Genomic DNA, 18,067 nt, shown 5'->3' with positions numbered 1-18,067 from the left:
ATAAAAATCCCCAGCAATGTGACTGGGGATTTTTTATGGTAAAGCCTAATGCGTATCGCTAGTGGCAAATAGCTTACTTGCGATGCTTAGTCGTTTGTTAGTTCGACTTCTTTGCATCGATAAACGGGAGGGTGCCCGTGGGTAAGACTGTGGTAGGTAGCTTGCCGTCCCATTTTTCGGCCTTGGTGAGTTCGACAAGGTTTTGATTTTGTGCCAGAGCCTCGGCGCGGCTCTTAATCGCAGAGGCTTCTGCATCCCCTTTGATGCGGATACTTTCAGCTTCAGCCTTCGCGCGGGCGAGTTGCGAGTCTGCTTCCGCTTGCGCTTGGGTCACGGCGATTTGGGCGCTGACTCTTTCTTTCTCTAGGTTTTGCAGTTGGGTCTGTACCTCAACCTCTGCGCGCATTCTGTCTTCAACAGATTTCTCATAGGCATTGGAGAAATCGATATTTTCAATCTGTACCGAGGTGATCTCGATTGGCCCTTTCACCGATTGGGTGATGGCATTGGTCACATCGATACCAAATTTGATCCGCTCCTGTACCACTGAAATTGCGGTGTATTTACCAAAAATATTTTCAACTTGAGTTGGCACTTGGCGGTCGAGTAAGCGCGCCACCATGGCATCAATACTTTTGAAGTTGGCATAGACTTCTTCGACCCGATCCGGCGGTACGCTAAAGGTGACTGAAGCGTTAAGTGTCGCGGGTTGTTGGTCACGGCTATAGGCTTGTAGTGAACTGTAGCTAGTCGTGTGGGTTTGGGTTGAGATTTTTACTACGGTGTCAAACATGGGCAGTTTAAACCCAAGTCCCGGCTCTGCTGTACCAATGATCTTACCGTTACGTAGAATCACCCCGCGTTCACCTTGGTCAACCGTATACCAACTGCCAAAGAGTGAGATAAATAGGATGAGTAAAATCACTAAAGGAATGATTTTAGACAGGCCAAAGGAACTTGGCAGGTTGAGTTCATTTTTTATCATTTAGCTTCCTTTGCTAGGGTCGTCGAGATGGGGTTGGAGTGAGCGCGGATCGTGTTGATGATTATTTATATCGAGACGAAACGGTTGCTGCAAAATGTATCTTAATGGTTAACAGCTGGCAACAATCGGGTATCTAGCTTATCAATATGTGACAGTAATATCACAACTCATCCTTACACTGTAAATCTTATTGCGAATTATTCTCACCATGGCTAGAGTCCTGAGATTCAAATTCTTCCATTGCTTTCATGCGCTTATCTTTTTATAGGATATACACCGAGCATATGCAAATGGGACTCGAATGCTAACGCTTTGTGGTGAGAGGAAAACATCCCGTGTTGCAACTTATATCTGTGTTAGCGACGCTGTTGGCCTGCTTGTTATTTTATTTAACGAATAAGCAGCAAAAACTATTTGCAAGCTCCCTTCCTAAGCGGCCTTGGCGGTTACTCGCCTATGCTTTTGCCTTTGCCAGTTTACTCGGTTGGCTCAGTCTCTTTACCCTTAGCGCCGCGATTTTTATTTGGTTAGCCCTGTTGATGTTATTGACGGGGTTAGTGCCTTTTGTCTCACTTTTGGGGCGGAAATAACTCATGGCACGTTTAGCTGAACAGGACAAATTACAACCTGACTGGTGGACTAAATCACTGGCGGGATTGATTTTAGGATTTACCTTAGCGCTTGGATTGGTGGGGTTATTTGCCTGGTTTGGCCCAGGTGGAATCGATGCCGACACTAAGGTGCAATTCAACATGTGGATGATTACACCCATTTGGTTGCTGATATTAAGTTTTAGCTTTCTGTTTAAAACCGGACTCAGGGCAATCGGCTACTTGGGCCTATTTAACATTTTGACTTATATAGTGTTATATACCTTTAGGTGACAAGGATGAAAGTTCGCAGTGATGTGTTACGGGTGTATCAGTCTATCCATATTTGGACTGGTATCATCGCCGGAATCGTATTGTTTATCGGCTTTTATGCTGGTTCGCTCACCATGTTTAAGGGGGCGATTGACGCTTGGTCAATGCCTCCAGCCCTAACTTTGCCTCAAGTGCCCGCTGACAAACTGGATGACTTAGTCGCTAAAGTGTTAGCGCAGGATGATAAGGCCAAAACCGGTTTTCGTTTGCACTTGAATGATGAGCATCAATCGCCGATGACTTGGTATCAACAGGGCTCGGAGCGTGAACTTAGCATGAGTAATCAGCTTTGGCATGCCAGTCTTGACGAGCAGGGGCAATTAGTCACTCAACTAAGTACGCCCAGTGAGTTAGCTGAACTGATTGACCAATTACATCGCACCGCGGGGATTGCCGGTGAGGTCGGCCACGATCAAGCGGGCGTCTATGTGCTCGGCGTCGCCGCCTTCTTATACTTCTTGGCGCTGGTTTCTGGGGTGATTTTTTTACTGCCCACCTTAACCAAAAGCTTTTTCGCCCTGCGTAAAGATAAAGGTGAGAGTCGTTTCTGGCTTGATGCCCATAATTTAGTCGGTATTACCAGTCTGCCATTTCATTTAGTGATTAGCCTTACCGTGATTGTGTTTGCCTTCCATGATCAGCTTTACGATGGGCTTAAACATGTGGTTTATGGCGAAAAACCGCTCTTTGTCCAGCCCGCGCCTGACAGAACGCCCTATACACTTGCCGATTTGCCAAAGGTCACCACTGTGTTAGCCAAGGTGCAGCAAATCGCCCCCGATTATCAAGTGAATGAAATGACCTTTATGAACTTGGATAATCCCCGTGCGACCTTGCGCTTGGGGTTATATAACCCCAATGGTTTTATGCGTGGGCCTGTCACTGATTATTTATATCTGCATCCCTATAGCCTCAAGGTATCCAATAGCACGATTGACCAAAGTGATAAGGGGATTTGGGCCAGAACCGTTGCGGTATTCTTTGGATTACACTTTGGCAGTTATGGGGGCGATCTCGGGCGCTGGGTGTATTTCTTCTTAGGTTTGAGCGGCGCTTTTTTATTTTACAGTGGCAACTTGCTGTGGCTGGAAAAACGCCGTAAAAAGCAGGCCAGTGAACAAACCCGTGCTTGCCGTTTAATGGCCAGTGCCACAGTGGGGATTTGCTTAGGCTCAGTTGCCGCCTTAACGATAAGTATGTTGCTGGGTAAATGGTTTTACGCGCATGTGAGCAATATTAACCACGTCTATTTGTGGCTGTATTATCTGGTGTTTGGATTGCTGGTGGCTTACGCCTTTTGGCGTGGCGCAGCCAAGGCGGCGCTACTGATTTTGCCTGTGTGCGGCTTGGCTACATTGGCGATGCCAATCACGTCTCTAGTTGCGTTAATCGCGCCAAGTTTAGGCTTATGGGCGCCTTATTCTTCTGCAACTTTGGGCGTTGATCTGGTGGCGTTAGCCTTTAGCGGAGTGTTCTTTTATGGTTACAAGCTGACTCGCCATCGGGTGCTTAATGGGCCGCAGGACAGTGTCTGGGCCATTCCCGCTACAGTGCCCGTGGCAGAATTAACCCAGCAAACATCGTAATAGCAATGGGCGCCGTTATCGGCGCCCATTGTTATTCACAGGGGGGAGAGACTTAACATTAACGGCCCTAGACTAAGCCTTCGCTGTGGGTAGGCGAGCTTTACTTCGGGCCAGTAAGTGCGCACAGAGGTAGCAAGCCGTGACTAAAAAACTTGCGGCTAAATACAGTGGTAAGCCATGTTCTACATCATCGAAACGACTGGCGGCAACCGGACCAATAACCGAACCCACAGAATAGCTGAGCAACATAATCTGAGTGGCGGAGACGATTTGGCTGCTGGGTAAATGATCGCACGCCAGACTGATGGCGATGGGATAGAGAGCAAAGGCGCAGGCGCCGAGTAACACAAAACCCAACCATAACCCCACAAGCGATGTTTGCATCAGTAACAACAGCGCCGCGGCACCCACTAAGCAAAAGGCGGTCATCAACACACTCTTTTGAATGCGGGGAGATAAATAGCTCACTAAGGGCTGGACTATCATGCCGCCCAAGATAATTAGCGCCATAAATTGCCCGGTTTGCTGGGCAAAACCCATGTCTCGCGACACATACACAGGCAATAAGCCGTAGATGGGGCCTAGTAATAATCCCGAGACTAAACAGCCGATCACGGCGGGTTTACTTAAGGTTTTTAGGTCGGAAAGGGCAATAGCGTGTTGTTCACTGGACTGTGGTTGGCCACGTTTAACCAACAGTGCAGGCAAACTGGCGGCGGCCAGCAAACCGATCACCACCAAGTAGGGTAAATTACCCGTGGTGCCTAAATAATCTACGGCGAGTTGCCCGATGGCGGTGCCACCGTAGAGGGCGGTCATATATAAACCTAAACGTTTTGCCCGTTGTTTTTGGGTATCGGCCATTAGTAACCAGGATTCAACTACCACAAAAATCCCCGCCACGGCGATGCCTGCAATCAAGCGTGCTGCTAACCAAACACTGCTCTGTGGCAGCAAAACCATCACTACAACGCTGCACAGTAAGATATTTAAAAACAAAATAAAGGCCTTACTATGACCTATGCGGCTGACAATCGGTGCAATACAAGGTGCGCCCAGTAATAAGCCAAGGTAGAAAATACTCGCCAGCCAAGGTGCAAGATCAAGGCTCAAATCAAAGTAGGTGAGTGAGAGTGGGATCAAACTCATCAAGTAGCCTGACGCTAAAGCAAATAGACTAAGTCCTGCCACTGGAACAAACAGCCCTGGCTTTTGATTGGGTTGAGCTAACAGCGTATTTTCCACAAGCGGTACCAAAACAGGTAAAAAAAATAAACAGAAGGCACGATTACGGTCGCGACTCTAGGCTGGATTGCTGACGGGGTAAAGTGAGTTAGATTGACTGAGATGGTGAATAATATTTGTGTTTATTATTCATATAGATATTGAAGTTTAAATGTTATTGGTTTGGGTGAAAAAGCAACATTCAACGCGTTGTTTGGTGATCACTTACTTATCAGAACGAACAAAATCTAATCTCGAAATATTAACACGCTCTAGTGCTCATAAGCTTTGTTATTAGCGATGAAAAGTCAGTGGGATGATTATCTGGATGTTATGCAATTAATTAGCATTTTATTTTGTTAAAAATTAATATTAAATTAAGGCTTTTATCACTTTGAATTACGCTGTGACTTGATCTTTGTCACAGTTTTAAATATTTATTTAGTTACAGCTTTATCAAGCTTTTGCAGTATTTTTATCCGTTTGAAAGTTTTGTTCATCACTTAAGATCAAAAATAGGTGGTTTTTATCGCGAAAATGGGTTTTTTGCGTTTTAAGTCTTAGCATTTTGTTGTTGCTACGTAGCTAAAGTACAAAATAAACTGCTTTTACTAGTGTGACCTATGCCCTAAATTTGCTAGAAAAAATAATGGTATGAAGGTAGTAGTCACCATGTCCTTAACGCAATCAACGTCGGTTCCCCCTAATCCTTTGCCCGCCAATACTGGGCTTGAAAAGAAAAATATGCTGGTCTTAATGGCGGATATTGTGCTGCTATTTGCACTGTATTACGGATTACCCTTTGAGCAGGGAGTGAATACTGGGCTTGCGATTTTAGTCTTTGCAGCCATTCTGTGGTTAACCGAAGCGATTCATATCAGTATTACTGCGATTTTAGTGCCTATTTTGGCGGTATTCTTTGGGGTATTTGAAACCAAAGAGGCCATGAGTAACTTTGCCAATCCAATTATCTATCTATTTTTCGGTGGTTTTGTGCTTGCAGCTGCATTGCACAATCAAAAGATTGATACCTTAATCGCGCAAAAATTACTGCTGGCCTCTAAAGGCAAGCTGAGTATTGCCTGCTTAATGTTGTTTGGGGTAACTGCGCTGCTGTCGATGTGGATCAGTAATACCGCAACCACGGCTATGATGCTGCCACTGGCACTGGGAATTTTGCAGCAATTAGATCGTAAAACCTATCACAGTACCTATGTGTTCCTATTATTGGGGATCGCCTATTCCGCTAATATCGGCGGTATTGGTACTTTAGTCGGCAGTCCGCCCAACGCGATTGCCGCAGCGCAGGTGGGGTTAAGTTTTAGCGATTGGCTAAAATTTGGCATTCCAACCGTGATCTTAATGCTCCCTATGATGCTCATTGCGCTCTATTGGTACTTTAAGCCAGACTTGTCGGCTAAATGCGAGCTTGCACTTGAAGATCAAAAGCTCACGTTCCAAGGAAAACTGACGCTGGTTATTTTCCTTGCGACCGTATGTTGCTGGATTTTCAGTGTGCCGTTGGCAAAAGCACTTGGCGGAATAACTCAGTTTGATACCGTCGTTGCACTCGGTGCTGTGGTATTACTGGCGGGGCTCGGTTTAGTTGGTTGGAAGAAGATTGAATCGACCACTGACTGGGGCGTATTGATTTTATTCGGTGGCGGTTTGACCTTGAGTGCCGTGCTCAAAACTACCGGTACCAGTGTGTTCCTCGCGCACTGGATGACGGATATTTTTGGCAGCACCCACATGTCGCTGTTTGTGTTTGCGGTGATCGCCTTTGTGGTAATGCTAACCGAATTTGCCAGTAATACCGCGAGTGCGGCGCTGTTAGTGCCTGTATTTGCGGCCATTGCCGAAGCATTGGGGGTATCCCCCGTCATGCTATCCGTGCTAATTGGTATTGCCGCATCCTGCGCCTTTATGTTGCCAGTGGCGACGCCGCCTAACGCCATTGTTTATGGCTCTGGCCATATCAAGCAGTCGGAAATGGTACGAGTGGGCATGATAGTTAACTTCCTCAGCATGATAGTGCTGGGCATTATTGCTCACACCTTCTGGGAAGTGTAATTGCCTCTGATTCATCCAAATAAAAATACCCAGCTTAGCTGGGTATTTTTATGGGCGAAGCACACATTAACTATAACGTTTTAACCATTGATCGAACGCTGGCTTAGGTAAGGCGCCAGCTTGCTGCGCGAGGAGTTGTCCCTGCTTGAAAATCATTAAGGTGGGAATGGAGCGTATATTAAATTGAGCCGCAAGTGCTTGTTGTTCTTCAGTATTGATTTTACCGAAGCGGAATCTTGGCTCCCATACTTTTGCGGCCTCAGAAAATATAGGCGCAAAACTCTTACAGGGACCGCACCAGCTGGCCCAAAAATCAACAACTAAGGGCAACTCTGATTTATGGGCATGATTGATAAAATTGGCACTTGTGAGTTCAATCGGAGTCGCCGCAAACAGATTCTGTTTGCATTTGCCGCAGGTCGGCTGCTCAGTTAACCGCTCTTGGGGTACGCGGTTTAAGGTGTCACAGTGGGGGCAAGCGATAATCATAATCTGGCTCCTAAGCTCGGGGATGATCTAGATATGGGGTTGAATAAGTGGAATTTAAAGGAGGATAGGATCAAGCAAGATTGGTATAAGCCACAAAATCCCCACTGCACGCCGACAAGTAGGAGTGCCGATGTTAGAATAAGCACTTTGATAAATCACTGTGTTAAGTGAAGAGTAAGAGATTAATTAAATGACTGAATTAGAAATAATCGATCTGGTTGTCGGTGATGGAAAAGAGGCCGTAAAAGGCGCGTTGATCACTACCCAATACCGCGGTTTTTTGCAAGATGGTACGCAGTTCGATTCCTCCTATGACCGTGGTCAGGCATTTCAATGTGTGATTGGGACTGGCCGAGTGATTAAAGGTTGGGACCAAGGGATTATGGGGATGAAAGTGGGCGGCAAACGCAAGTTATTGGTGCCAGCTCATTTAGCCTACGGCGAGCGCCAAGTTGGGGCTCATATCAAACCCAATTCTGATCTTACTTTTGAAATCGAATTGCTTGAAGTACTGACTCGCGACTAAGTATGACAAGATAGTAAGACTCTGTATAAGCTCGATAGGGCGAGTATGATCTAGGGTCTTCTCGTCCTTCTCACTATGTCACTTCGGCATTGTTTGTTTTACACTGGACGAGGTTTCCCCACGTTAAGGAAAGAGATTTTTCTGTGGCATCGGATACGGCAGCAGAACAGATTAAGCAACTTCAGGCCGAAATTGCACAGCTTAAACGTGAAAACGCTCAATTAACGGCGTTGAATCGTCGTGCCGAAGAGAAACTATTCGCCGCCCTTGATGGCAATGGTTTGTGCTTATGGGAACAGCATATTCCAAGTGGGAATTTAACCATTTTCAATATGCGCTGGGGCGAAATGCTTGGTTTTAGCCCCGATGAGTTAGCAGCCCATGTTGATATCTGGAAAAGCAAATTACACCCAGAAGATAAAGACTGGGTAATCCAAGCCTTTGAAGATCATGTGAATGGCAAGGCCGATTATTACCAGGCCGTGCACCGAATGCTGCATAAAGATGGCAGCGTTACTTGGGTGTCGGATCGGGGTCGCATTGTAGAACGTTTACCTGATGGTACACCGCTGCGGATGATGGGCAGCCATATCGATATCACCCAAGAAAAGCGTTATGAACTCGATTTAGCGCTACTCGCCCATAGCGACCCACTTACCAACCTGATGAATCGCCAAGCTATAGCCAAGGCCTTCGATGAGTGCTTGCAGCCCGGCATGAGTGGTGCGTTATTTTTTATCGATCTTGATGGTTTTAAAGCCTTAAATGACCGTTACGGCCATAAATTTGGCGACAATTTATTAGTGCACGTTGCAGATTCTTTGGTCGCTCATTCGGGGGAGCAAGCGAAGATCGCACGGTTGGGTGGTGATGAGTTTGTGATCATACTGCCATCCACCGAGATTGAATCATTAAGCATGCTTGCACAATCCTTGCTTGATGTTTATCGACAGGTTTTTTTACTTGAAGGTCATGAAGTGGCGATTGGACTGAGCATCGGCATTGATATTTTTAGTGATGGTGATAGTTTTGCTGAAAGTTGCGAACGTGCAGACGCCGCCATGTATCGCATTAAACATCAAGGGAAAAACGGCTACAGCTTCTCTCGTTAAGAGCATTATTGAGCGCTAATGGGCAGCATCGCGCCTTGCTTGCGCGTCTCTATAAAGTGATATTTCACTGCTCACAACTCCATACCTCAACTGCGGCATCTTGCTTATTTGGAGGGCCAAGCCAATGACTCATGGCTTGGCATTGCACTTTACCAGTGGCGTTGGCGAAACACAGCTCAAAATCTCCCGCTTCGGGGATGCGACCTAAGCGTAATTTGGGCAGCACGGGCAGCTTAGGCTGATAATGCCAACTTCCATTGTTAAACACCGCATCATCTGGGATTTCCATACCCGCACCTGTGCCTTTCACTCTGGCTTCAACTAACACTAAGCCTTGCGGTGTGAGCTGATAATCTTCTTCCCAGCGGATTTTTTCGATGCTGTGGTTCCAGGCCAAAGTAAAGTGCTCTGTGGGCACTTGTGCCCACAGTGTGCCAGCTAGGCCTAAACATAGACCTAGCATGTTATTGCCTTACCTTCGCATAAAATTCCAAAACATTACCCCTGCTCGGCAAGACGTTTCAGTTTGCGGGCTCTGAGGCTGTGCTGCACGATAAACAGTAGCGCCAGTCCAAAGCCAATTTCATCACTGAGCGGGGTGGCAAGGATCAAACTGGCTCCCGCGAGGAAGCCGATAACCCGTTCCCACCAATAGAGTTTTTGCAGCAGGTAGCCGGTAAAGACCACTCCCCAAATCCCAATCGCGACAGTGACTTTGATCAGCACATAAATAGTGGCTAACCAGCTATCGCTTTGCAGCATTAGTGCGGGGTCATAAACCGCCATAAAGGGGATCACAAAGCCCGCGATAGCAATACGAATCGCCCACAGACTGATTTTCAGCCCCGACTCCTTTGCAATCGGCGCGGCCGCAAAACAGGCTAAGGCAACGGGTGGCGTTAAGTCAGCCATAATCCCAAAATAAAACACAAACATATGGGAGACGATCAGCGGCACGCCTAAATCCAGTAACGCCGGTGCGGCAATTGAGCTGGTAATAATGTAGTTAGGGATGGTGGGTATTCCCATGCCTAATACCAGACAAGTGAGCATAGTTAATACTAAGGATAAGAACAGGTTATCCTGCCCGACAGCGAGAATATAGCTGGCAAAAGTGGAGGCTATTCCCGTGAGCGAGACAATACCGATGATCACTCCCACTAAGGCGCACGCAATCCCAACTGGTACGGCGTGGCGGGCACCTTCGACCAATGCATGTAAGCAAATAGTCAGAGTATCTTTACCGCCCTTGATAAACCAACAGATGGCCACGAGTATGGCAATGACTCCAAATACCACGCCAATCCCCATCTGGAAGAAGCCCGCGCACAGTACGCCAAGGGCAATCCAAAAGGCAAAACGCAGGGCATTAGAAGGCAGGCGCAGCACAATGGCTGAGCCTAAGATCACTATCGAGGTCAGCGCTAAACCGACCATGCCCGAGAACAGCGGTGTTCTGCCAGAAAACAGCAAATAAACCAAAATAAACAATGGAATAAGCAGATACCAACGCGCTTTAACCGCCGCCCAAGGATCGGGACATTGATCTTTAGGCAAGCCACAAAGATTGGCGCGTTTGGCTTCTAAATGCACCATCCAAAAAACGGAGCAAAAATACAGTAACGCTGGCAGTAAGGCCGCTTTGGCTATTTCAATAAACGGCACGTTAATGGTTTCGGCCATGATAAAGGCAACTGCGCCCATAATCGGCGGCATGATTTGGCTACCCATACTGGAGGTGGCTTCAACACCACCGGCAAAGGCGGGACGGTAACCAAAGCGTTTCATCAGTGGAATGGTAAATTGTCCAGTGGTCACCACGTTGGCGACGCCCGATCCTGTGATTGTCCCCATCATCGCCGAGGAAACCACGGCAACTTTGGCCGGGCCACCCAGTTTATGGCCGAATAAGCCCATCGCAAAATCGGTAAACAAACGGATCATGCCTGCTTGTTCTAAAAAGGCACCAAACAAAATAAACAGGAAGATATAAGTGGCCGACACATAAGTTGGAGTGCCATAAAGCCCCTCGGTGCCAAAGGATAACTGGTTGATAATTTGGTCAACGCCATAGCCGCGGTGCATTAAGTCGCCGGGGAGGTATTGGCCGAATAAGCCATAGGCTAAGAAAATACAGCAAATGATCGGTAATGCCCAACCCATCACTCGTCGCGCGGCCTCAAACACTAAGACAATCAACACCACGCCAATCACCATATCGGCATCGGTTAATTCACCCGAACGTTGGATCAGATCGGCCTCAAAAATCCATTGATAGGCGGCCGTTGCCATGCCCGCAAGGCCAAGCAACCAAGCTAAGGGTTGCCAAGGGCGAGCTTTGCCCACGGCGGGATAACTTAAAAAAACCACTAAAAGTAAAAAACCAACGTGGGTAGCCCGCAGCACTTGGGTCGATACGGGGTGAAATGCGGCGGTAATGATTTGGAAAATCGAGAAAATAAGTGCCGTATAAAACAGCGCTTTGGGCCAGTCACTGGTGCTTGCACCTAGGCCTTGTTCGGAATCGCTCATATTTATGCCTCACAGCATTAGACTACAGAGGGCGACGCAGCACTTGGGTAAATCACCCAAGTGCTTAGTTGAAAAAGGGTCGCACAGATTGAAGTTACACCCTTAGAGTGCGCCAACTTCTTTAAAATAACGCTCCGCACCTGGGTGCAGCGGCGCTGGCAGATTTTTAGTCGCTTTGTCTAATTGAATCGCTTTTGCCGCTGAGTGTGCGTTACCGAGACGATCTAAATGCTCAAACATCAGTTTAGTCATCTGATAGGCTAAATCGTCCGACACTCCCGCTTGAGTGACAAATAGGTTTTGAATCGCAACCGTTGAGACATCAGCAGTTTGACCTTCGTAGGTCGATGCGGGGATGACTCCATGCTGATAGGCAGGATTATTAATTTTGAGGATGACATCCTCGGGGACTTCAACAAAGTTGATTGGCATCGTCGCAGCTAAATCACGGATCGCCGCCATCCCTAAGCCCGAGGATTGTAAGGTTGCATCTAACTGACGGTTTTTAATCAGCTCAACGGATTCAGCGTAAGGTAAAAACTCAACCTTGCCCATATCCTCATAGCTTAAGCCAGCCGCTTTGAAGATGGCGCGAGCATTGAGTTCAGTACCCGACTTAGGTGCACCGACAGAAATACGTTTACCTTTTAAATCAGCTAAGGTTTTAATACCAGATTCTTTACTCGCCACTATTTGAATATAGTTAGGATAAGCGGCTGCGAGCACGCGAACCTTATCTAACGGTTTTTTAAAGCCTGCATCGGCATCGCCCTGATAGGCCGCAGCCACTGAATCACCTAAGGCTAAGGCCAGCTCACCACGACCGGCTTGCAGCAAGTTGAGGTTTTCAACCGAGGCTTTTGTGGCTTGTACTGAGGTCTTCGCGCCTTCAATACCTGTACCATAAAGTTGCGACAGTGCCACACCAATCGGGTAATACACACCACTGGTACCACCGGTCAGAATATTGATAAAGGCAGGTGCGGCCGCCATCGTGGCTGCACTGAGTGAGAGGGTTAAAGCCGCGCCCACGGCGATAAAACGTTTGTTGATTTTCATGCTTAAATATCCTTATTTTTTATTGTGTTATATAGGTTAAGAACAATAGATATCATTGATTATTTATTTTAGTATCAGACCTTATATACCCAAAACTGTTCAAAATACAAGCTTTAACACGCCTTTCGATACAAGCTAGACAGTGAGTTTTTACGGCTAATGTGCCGAGTTAATCAGTGTAACCATGAGTCGATAATGCGTAGATTACATCTGCATCTAGGAATATATCGGTAAGTGTGTTGCGTTCAGAATGTGTGGATTTGGGTGAAGAAAACCATAGCAAAAGACTCAAGCATTGTAGATATTGCTTTAGTCTAGGTGAGGTCCTAAATAAAGGCGTTCTAGCTTGTTAATATTTAAAAAATCAGTATGTTAGCGTTTTTGTGTTTGCGGAATAAATTATCGTTAAGTGGGTGAGAATAAAAAACGGGCTAATAAAAAGGGCTAACCGTAGTTAACCCTTAATCAAGATATTGGAAGCGCACCCTAAGGTGTCACAATATTACTTAACGTTATCGAGGAGGCCTTTAGTCGCGTTTTTGGCGTGCTTTGCAGCGCGTTTTTCCTTGATCGACATTAACGGCTTTTTCTTGGCCTCTTTGCGATTTTTTTGCTCTTTACTCATAGTTAACTCCATGTACTTTCAGTGGTTGTTCATCAGGCTAATCATGTAAGCCATTTGCATAAAACCCGTTCCATGATGTCCTGATTAAAGCGAAACGTTTAAACTCGAATTACACCATTTTTAAATCACAACTATTTAAAACGATTGGTAATTTATTTGAATTTGTTTGCCTCTCTGAGCTGTACTCGCAAAATAATCTTATCACCGAAATCCTAAGGAAGATCCACTCGCTACTTAGAATAATTCACGCTAATGCTAGTGCTAATCTGTATATAAAATATGCGGTTCAGAACACGGTATTTACACATTTCATTACCTTACCTGCGAGTCGATTTTCCCAGTATACCGCCGAGTAATCCGCGTAAAATTTGTTTTCCGAGTTGATTACCAACGGTTCTCGCCGCTTGTTTCGACAAGGTTTCGGCTAATCCTTGGCGGCGTTTATTACCAAAGATAAGCTCGCTAAACCAGCCTTGCTCAGTTGCTTTGGTCGTTGACGTACTGGTTGTTTGCGCAGTACCGCTGCCATTCGTCTGTTCGGTATGACGTTGATTCAATAGCTCATAGGCGGATTCGCGATTGACTAAAGTATCGTATTTACCACCAATCGGACTCTGATGACGGATAGTGGTTAATTCCTCGGTCGTGGCTGGCCCCATCCGGCAGCGTGGTGGTGCTATTAAGGTGCGCTCAACCATAGTCGGCACACCTTTCTCGGCAAGGGTTGACACTAAGGCTTCGCCCACGGCGAGTTGTGAAATTACCTCGCTGACCACCAATTTAGGATTCGATACAAAGGTTTCGGCTGCGGTTTTAACGGCTTTTTGATCCCTTGGGGTATACGCCCTGAGGGCATGCTGAATGCGATTGCCGAGCTGACCGAGAATTTCATTGGGAATGTCGTCGGGGAATTGCGAGCAAAAATATACCCCGACGCCCTTGGAGCGGATAAGCCGCATAATTTGCTCTATGCGTTTAAGCAAACTTGCTGGGCAGCCCTCAAATAATAGGTGTGCTTCATCAATAAAGAAGACTAATTTAGGTTTATCGAGATCGCCGACTTCGGGTAAATTTTCAAAGAGTTCTGATAGCAGCCAGAGTAAGAAGCTGGAATAGAGGCTTGGGGTCAGGATTAGCTTATTGGCGGCTAACAGGTTGATAATGCCGCGCCCTTGCAAATTAGTGCGCATTAAGTCTTCGAGTTGAAGTGCTGGTTCGCCGAAAAAGTCGTTACCCCCATCGCGCGCTAAACCAAGCACTGAGCGTTGAATGGCGGCAAGGGACTGGGCGCTGATAAGCCCATATTTGGCTGAGATGTCTTTGCGCTCATCGGCCACTAAGTTGAGCATGGCGCGCAAATCGTCGAGGTCGAGTAACAATAAACCTTGGTCGTCAGCCAGTTGAAACACTATGTCTAAAATGCTGCTTTGGGTGTCGTTGAGCTCGAGAATGCGCCCGAGTAATGTCGGCCCCATTTCACTCACGGTTGTGCGTAATGGATGACCTTGCTCTCCTGCCAAATCCCAGCAAACGACGGGGTTTGCCTCGGTTTGATAATCTACTATCCCGATTTCTGCCGCCCGCTTTAATAGCTTGTCGTTTGGTGTGCCTGCGACACCGAGTCCTGAAATATCGCCTTTGATATCAGTAAGAAAGACTGGTACACCTTGGCGGGAAAAGCCTTCGGCTAGCGTCATCAGCGAAACTGTTTTGCCTGTACCTGTAGCGCCAGCGATCAGTCCGTGGCGGTTGGCATATTTAAGATTTAAGTGAACCTGTTGCTCACCTTTACCTAAGAGTAGAGTATTCAAGCGCAGTCCTTGTCTTAATTAACGCCCCAAGGTGAACCAAGGGGGAGTTGGTCATGGGTGGATAAAAAAACATCACTCAGTGTTTGCCTTTCGTGGATCTGTGTCAATATCGTTGAGCACATAATCGATACAGCTCAAGTAAAGCTTGGCAATGTTAGTTTGGCTAAGTGTAGTTATTTTGTAGCATTTGTTGAGGAGCCGAAGATGAAAACCCCATTGATTATGTTAGTCTTGTCCACATTATTATTGACCTCTGGCTGTGCTGAGCTAGCCTGTTCCGCCCGGACGGATGTCGACCCCTATGAACCCATGCTAGATAAACAGCGCTGCGTGGATGAGGCGGATAAGCAGTTAACTGCCCATGAAAAGGCCAAAAAGGCTGAAGAGGAACAACAGCTTAAACAAGCTGTGGATCGGGCGATTCAACAACGTCAATAGCAAGGATTGGTATGAAGGGAGCGGGAGGAACACAGGGCGGTATTGGCCAGTTTTTTATTGGACTTGCCATGATGTGTGCAGGATTCTATCTGTTATTCAATGCGATACAGGTAAGTTCCAGTTTTGGGCTAGGTTACGGCCTCTACCGCATGAATGCCTTTGGACAGGGATTATCGATCACCACAGGTATGGTGATGCTGCCGTTTATCCTCGGGATAGTGATGGTGTTTTTTGATGCCAAGACTAAGCTCGGTTGGCTGCTTACCTTAGGCTCCTTAGTCGCCTTAATTGTTGGCGTGATCAGCTCGATTCAGTTTCACTTTAAAGCCATGTCGGCCTTCGATTTGATCGTGATTTTAGTGTTAGCCTTTGGTGGACTCGGGCTGTTTTTGCGCTCGTTAAAAGCGGCACCGACTGAGCAGAAAGATCCCAAATAACGGCTAAACTGAAATGTCTATTGCATACCCATAGCCGAGGAAATCCAATGCGTTGGCATGACAGTGATCGCAGCTCCAATATCGAAGACAGACGGGACCAACAGATGGCCTCAGCTGGCGTGCCCAGTGCGCTTCTGCTTAGGTTATTGCCTTTTCTACTGCAAACTAAAATCGGCCGAGTGGTATTGCTGCTGGGCGGGTTATATTTTGCGTTTCAATATTTTACCGGCGGATTATCCCTTGAACCGAGTAATCAAGCGGGCTTTAGTCAGTCACAATCGGCCAGTAATACCGCGGCTCAAGATGAAAATGCTCAGTTTGTAGCGGCGATTCTCGGCACGACTGAAACCGTTTGGAATCAATTGCTACAAGGGCGATATATCGAACCTAAGCTAGTGCTTTATCGCAATATAACCTCAACGGGATGCGGTATGGGGCAGGCGCAATCGGGGCCTTTCTATTGCCCCGCTGACAGCAAAGTCTATATCGACTTGAGTTTTCTCGAGGAGCTGAAAAAACTCGGAGCTCCGGGGGATTTCGCCTTTGCCTATGTAATTGCCCACGAGGTCGGTCACCATGTACAGAACCTACTCGGCACCAGCACTAAAGTGCGTCAGGCGCAGCAAGCCGCTGGCAAGGCGCAGGCCAATCAACTGAGTGTCGCCCTCGAATTGCAAGCCGACTGTTACGCTGGCGTGTGGGGGCATTATGTCGATAGACAGCTCAATTTGCTTGAGCCTGGCGATGTAGAAGAAGGCATTGCCGCGGCCAGTGCCGTGGGTGATGATCGCTTGCAAAAAATGGCGGGTCGCGCGGTGCAACCCGAAGCCTTTACCCATGGTAGTTCGGCTGACAGAGTGAAATGGTTTAATATCGGCTTTGCCTCCGGCAAGCTCGCTAGCTGCAATACTTTTAATAGCAAATAGCAAATAGCAAATAGCAAATAGCAAATAGCAAGCTGGTAATCGCGCCAACGTAGGATGGGTAGATGGGATTTGAAGATAGGTTTCGGCTCAGTAGTCATGCAGTTATCACCAATGAATTAGGGCAAGTGCTGCTGCTCAAAGCGAACTATGGCAATTTTGCTTGGGGCTTACCCGGCGGCGCCTTAGAACCAGGAGAGACCATTCACGAAGCGCTGCTGCGCGAATGCCAAGAGGAATTGGGGCTTGAGGTTAGCATCCATTATCTAAGCGGCGTTTATTATCACAGTACCTATCAATCCCAAGCCTTTATTTTTCGTTGTGAGTTTGCATCTGCCGATGCGCTGATTCGCTTAAGCCATGAGCACTCAGAGTTTGCCTTCCATGATATCGACACGCTTAGCGCTGTTCAGCAGCAAAGAGTTGGAGATTGTCTTAATTTCAACGGTATTGTCGTGAGTGCAAAGTTTTAAGGCTTTATCAGTAAACTTGGAGTTAATCGGTTTAGGTTTGCGCGATTAGATTTTTAAGCAATGTACCTTTTAAGCCTAGATTTTCACCCATGTAAAATCATTCAGTTAGGCTGTCTCTTGCTTTTTGTTAATAAAATCAAATGGTTTAGTTCGCGCTCGCCCTGTAAAATTTAACAAAGACTGTCTTGATAAACTCCCATACCTCCGAACTTAACAAAAGCAATCTTAATCATTTTTGATAAAGATGATCAAATTAGCGGTCAGGGGCGCATTGTTAGATTACTGCTATTCGTAAATATCTATTACGTGCTTTGGTTCAAACCATACTTCCATACCAGATCTTATTTCTTCCGTGCAGTAAGGGTCATTATCAAGTTGACCTCTATAAATGTTATTGATGCGGTCTTTAACGATCACCCACATGCGCTCTACATTTACCTCTTCCACGCCAGCGTCATCCTCCGTAATTATCTGGAAGATGAGTTTAACCAGTTGTCCTGTTTTAAGATTGCTCCTTGCCTCAAAAGAGGGAATCCAGAAAGTATCTGAATGCTGATGGTGAATGGCCTCACCATCATTGAGTTCCCATCCATCAATTTCTATGCGGGCAAACTTATCTTCCATAGTGCCTCAGTAATCTAACGTTTAAAGCAAACGCGTGGTGCGAGTTTGTTAGGGTCTTATGCCAGTTTGTATATGACACTGTCCCCTAAACTGTTTTAGTTTTATAGCCGAAAGCTAGCTTGCCATATATGGGAATACTCACACAATTGCTCAATTATCCATGCTGCAATTCCGAGGGATGGTGTATTCCTTTAATTGTTAAGTCGTTTTGGGTGACTTAAAACATT

General features: G+C 46.6%; 19 protein-coding genes. 10 read left to right on the top strand and 9 right to left on the bottom strand.

Translation table 11 applies throughout. From position 1 onward, the window contains the following. Nucleotides 1-97 precede the first annotated feature (97 nt). A complete protein-coding gene (locus MMG82_RS05510) occupies nt 98-985 on the bottom strand; it encodes an SPFH domain-containing protein (protein WP_037413580.1) in 888 nt (295 codons plus the stop codon). A 335-nt stretch (nt 986-1,320) separates the two neighbouring features. Between MMG82_RS05510 and MMG82_RS05505 the strand changes: the two genes are divergently transcribed. Genes MMG82_RS05505 through MMG82_RS05495 form a run of 3 tightly spaced genes read left to right on the top strand, consistent with a single transcriptional unit; the run spans nt 1,321 to nt 3,494 of the window. Next, a complete protein-coding gene (locus tag MMG82_RS05505) occupies nt 1,321-1,575 on the top strand; it encodes a hypothetical protein (RefSeq protein ID WP_241406582.1) in 255 nt (84 codons plus the stop codon). A gap of 3 nt (nt 1,576-1,578) precedes the next feature. Continuing rightward, nucleotides 1,579-1,869, top strand: a complete 291-nt coding sequence (locus tag MMG82_RS05500; RefSeq protein ID WP_241406581.1) for a hypothetical protein — start codon at nt 1,579-1,581, stop codon at nt 1,867-1,869. A gap of 5 nt (nt 1,870-1,874) precedes the next feature. Then, nucleotides 1,875-3,494, top strand: a complete 1,620-nt coding sequence (locus tag MMG82_RS05495; RefSeq protein WP_241406580.1) for a PepSY-associated TM helix domain-containing protein — start codon at nt 1,875-1,877, stop codon at nt 3,492-3,494. A gap of 72 nt (nt 3,495-3,566) precedes the next feature. Here MMG82_RS05495 and MMG82_RS05490 read toward each other — a convergent pair whose 3' ends face one another. Further along, nucleotides 3,567-4,739, bottom strand: coding sequence for an MFS transporter (locus MMG82_RS05490; RefSeq protein ID WP_241406579.1), 1,173 nt, complete (start codon nt 4,737-4,739; stop codon nt 3,567-3,569). Nucleotides 4,740-5,390: 651 nt separating this feature from the next. Between MMG82_RS05490 and MMG82_RS05485 the strand changes: the two genes are divergently transcribed. Next, a complete protein-coding gene (locus MMG82_RS05485) occupies nt 5,391-6,791 on the top strand; it encodes a DASS family sodium-coupled anion symporter (RefSeq protein WP_047535129.1) in 1,401 nt (466 codons plus the stop codon). 66 nt (nt 6,792-6,857) lie between these two features. On the opposite strand, the gene trxC is transcribed toward MMG82_RS05485, so the two are convergent. Next, entirely contained in the window at nt 6,858-7,280 is a 423-nt protein-coding gene (trxC, locus tag MMG82_RS05480; RefSeq protein ID WP_047535126.1) for a thioredoxin TrxC, read from the bottom strand. Nucleotides 7,281-7,470: 190 nt separating this feature from the next. Between trxC and MMG82_RS05475 the strand changes: the two genes are divergently transcribed. Then, the gene (locus tag MMG82_RS05475; protein WP_011070807.1) at nt 7,471-7,806 is read left to right on the top strand and encodes an FKBP-type peptidyl-prolyl cis-trans isomerase; all 336 of its coding nucleotides are present in this window, start codon (nt 7,471-7,473) and stop codon (nt 7,804-7,806) included. Nucleotides 7,807-7,949: 143 nt separating this feature from the next. Then, nucleotides 7,950-8,918: a sensor domain-containing diguanylate cyclase gene (locus tag MMG82_RS05470; RefSeq protein ID WP_037427374.1), complete on the top strand. Its 969-nt coding sequence runs from the start codon at nt 7,950-7,952 to the stop codon at nt 8,916-8,918. Between the two features lie 64 nt (nt 8,919-8,982). Here the strand turns inward: MMG82_RS05470 and MMG82_RS05465 are convergent, their stop codons facing one another. The 5 genes from MMG82_RS05465 to MMG82_RS05450 all read right to left on the bottom strand — a co-directional run bounded on the left by MMG82_RS05465 (nt 8,983) and on the right by MMG82_RS05450 (nt 14,945). Beyond that, complete coding sequence (locus MMG82_RS05465; RefSeq protein ID WP_037427372.1) at nt 8,983-9,381, bottom strand: DUF1850 domain-containing protein; 399 nt, start codon at nt 9,379-9,381, stop codon at nt 8,983-8,985. A gap of 35 nt (nt 9,382-9,416) precedes the next feature. Next, entirely contained in the window at nt 9,417-11,450 is a 2,034-nt protein-coding gene (locus MMG82_RS05460; protein ID WP_088586209.1) for a TRAP transporter permease, read from the bottom strand. 102 nt (nt 11,451-11,552) lie between these two features. Beyond that, nucleotides 11,553-12,509, bottom strand: a complete 957-nt coding sequence (locus MMG82_RS05455) for a TAXI family TRAP transporter solute-binding subunit (protein WP_037413561.1) — start codon at nt 12,507-12,509, stop codon at nt 11,553-11,555. Nucleotides 12,510-13,011: 502 nt separating this feature from the next. After that, nucleotides 13,012-13,134 (bottom strand): hypothetical protein, encoded by a 123-nt coding sequence (locus MMG82_RS21565; protein WP_037413559.1) that lies wholly within the window; start codon nt 13,132-13,134, stop codon nt 13,012-13,014. 317 nt (nt 13,135-13,451) lie between these two features. After that, the gene (locus tag MMG82_RS05450; protein ID WP_218677964.1) at nt 13,452-14,945 is read right to left on the bottom strand and encodes a helicase HerA-like domain-containing protein; all 1,494 of its coding nucleotides are present in this window, start codon (nt 14,943-14,945) and stop codon (nt 13,452-13,454) included. Nucleotides 14,946-15,149: 204 nt separating this feature from the next. On the opposite strand from MMG82_RS05450, the gene MMG82_RS05445 reads away from it, so the two are divergent. From MMG82_RS05445 to MMG82_RS05430, 4 genes are all read left to right on the top strand, one after another. Beyond that, on the top strand, nt 15,150-15,383 hold the full coding sequence (locus tag MMG82_RS05445; protein WP_037413552.1) for a hypothetical protein: 234 nt from the start codon (nt 15,150-15,152) through the stop codon (nt 15,381-15,383). A gap of 11 nt (nt 15,384-15,394) precedes the next feature. Then, nucleotides 15,395-15,820: a hypothetical protein gene (locus tag MMG82_RS05440; RefSeq protein WP_241406578.1), complete on the top strand. Its 426-nt coding sequence runs from the start codon at nt 15,395-15,397 to the stop codon at nt 15,818-15,820. A gap of 47 nt (nt 15,821-15,867) precedes the next feature. Continuing rightward, on the top strand, nt 15,868-16,746 hold the full coding sequence (locus MMG82_RS05435; protein WP_241406577.1) for a neutral zinc metallopeptidase: 879 nt from the start codon (nt 15,868-15,870) through the stop codon (nt 16,744-16,746). Nucleotides 16,747-16,808: 62 nt separating this feature from the next. Then, nucleotides 16,809-17,216 carry an NUDIX domain-containing protein gene (locus MMG82_RS05430; protein ID WP_241406576.1) on the top strand — a complete coding sequence of 136 codons (408 nt, stop codon included), beginning with the start codon at nt 16,809-16,811 and terminating at the stop codon, nt 17,214-17,216. Between the two features lie 285 nt (nt 17,217-17,501). Here MMG82_RS05430 and MMG82_RS05425 read toward each other — a convergent pair whose 3' ends face one another. Further along, complete coding sequence (locus MMG82_RS05425) at nt 17,502-17,840, bottom strand: DUF2314 domain-containing protein (protein ID WP_047536802.1); 339 nt, start codon at nt 17,838-17,840, stop codon at nt 17,502-17,504. Nucleotides 17,841-18,067: the final 227 nt, after the last annotated feature.

Origin of the sequence: Shewanella sp. MM_2022_3 (genome assembly GCF_022557375.1) — a bacterium.
GTDB classification, from domain to species: Bacteria; Pseudomonadota; Gammaproteobacteria; order Enterobacterales; family Shewanellaceae; genus Shewanella; species Shewanella xiamenensis.
This window is presented reverse-complemented; position numbering and strand designations above follow the sequence as displayed.